Consider the following 1,688-nt stretch of genomic DNA (forward strand, 5'->3'; position numbering starts at 1 on the left):
AACACGAACGGCGAAATTCCGGAGGAATTTCCCAAGTGAGCCAAAACCAGCAATAAAGTTTATACGGTGTTGTAGGTAGCCTTTTCTATAATTTTTTTATAATTTCAGATTCTTTTTTTAATCCGTCTTTTTCTAAATAATTAACAATCAATTTTTTAATTTCTTTGTCATAATCATCGCTTAAAATATATTGAAATGTTGCTTCTCTATAAAATTTCAATCTGCTATTTAAGTTAGAGTTATCTAAAAATTCTTTAACTTTTTTTGAATCTTTATTGTATTCAAAATTCGATACTTTTTCATTATTTCTTAATACTAAACCTATTCCATCAGATGTTTCAGTATTTATGATTTTTTTACGTTCATTTTTAAAAGTATTTATTTTTGAAATAACTTTATTTTCTTTTTCTATTCCGAAATCTTTTTTTAATAATTCGATTGTTTTTTTCCTTTTGAGGACATGTTTTTCCTCCATTTGCCATTCTAAATATTGATTCTTTCTAAATTCAAATGCTTTCTCGTTTTCATAAATATCAGCAAGTAAGCTTGCTTGTTCTGAATAAGCTACAAAAGATAAGAATTGTTCAATATTTTTAGCTATTATATTTATTGGTGGGTCATAAGTTGGAGCAATAGCAACTATTGGTGCTTTTTCTAAATCTTTTATTTTCCCAAAATCAGTTAAGAATCCAAAATGTATTCCATTATTTCCTGTGCTTGCAAATGGAATAACATCAATTGGAGTTATACTGTAATAACGTTCATAATCAATCCAAAATTCAAGATTTTCCCAATTTGCCTTTTCCTTTTTTTGATAATCTTCAAGTTTTTGAAGTATCTGAGGTTTTTCGTAATTCCCAAAATCTGATTTGTCTTTCTTACAACCTAAATAAGATAATATTGTAGCTATCATAATTAGTTTTCTCATTTTTTTGGGTTACCTACAACGTTGTTGTGTTATGGAAAGTTGCGGTTTTTGTGAACGGCTATTTTCCGCAGGAAAATTGTTGTTTGCAAAAATGCAACTACTTTTAGTTAAGCACTAATTTAGCAATTTTTTTTACACGGTGTTAGCAAATGTTTTTTTCAGTTTATAATTTCCTTTTTTTTCCAGTTTTCAAAATTCAGAGTTTGAGTAAGAATTTCGCAAAGATTTTCAATTCTTTTTTTTTGCTAAATTCCGCAATTTATTTTTTTCCTGTTTGGGTAAATTCTCACGTTTTGTAATTTCCAAAAACTTGCTGAAATTCCCACTTGGAATTTTCGAGCGAGAGTCTGTTCAACATTTTTTATTTTCTAAACGTTGCAAAATTCAGTGTTTTAAAATTCCTTTTTTCTGAGTTTTGGTTCAATAAAACACCATTATTTTAAAACCCTTTTTTACTTAGCATTGAATTTATCGACTTCAATTGTATCTAATTTAATATTAGATGAAACCTTTTTAAATATAATAGAGTCAAGAATTATAGACTCATTAACTTCAAAAGTTATAGAATTAGTGTCCTTTAAAAATGGACTGTCAATATACTCTTTCTCTATTTTTTCGGTTTTACAGCATAAAAGAGTTATTATTAAACTCAAATAAATTATTTTTTTCATATTTCGGCAATATTTGCTAACGTTGTTGTGTAATGAAAGTTGCGATTTTTATGAACGGCTATTTTCCGCAGGAAAATTGAAGTGATTAA

General features: G+C 27.1%; 2 protein-coding genes. Both read right to left on the minus strand.

Going from position 1 to position 1,688, the window contains the following annotated elements; translation table 11 throughout:
* Positions 1-85: 85 nt before the first annotated feature.
* The gene (locus GQS57_RS18195) at positions 86-928 is read right to left on the minus strand and encodes a hypothetical protein (RefSeq protein WP_165734397.1); all 843 of its coding nucleotides are present in this window, start codon (positions 926-928) and stop codon (positions 86-88) included.
* Between the two features lie 452 nt (positions 929-1,380).
* On the minus strand, positions 1,381-1,599 hold the full coding sequence (locus GQS57_RS18200; RefSeq protein WP_165734398.1) for a hypothetical protein: 219 nt from the start codon (positions 1,597-1,599) through the stop codon (positions 1,381-1,383).
* Positions 1,600-1,688: the final 89 nt, after the last annotated feature.

Source organism: Polaribacter sp. 20A6 (genome assembly GCF_011378915.1).
Lineage (GTDB): Bacteria > Bacteroidota > Bacteroidia > Flavobacteriales > Flavobacteriaceae > Polaribacter > Polaribacter sejongensis.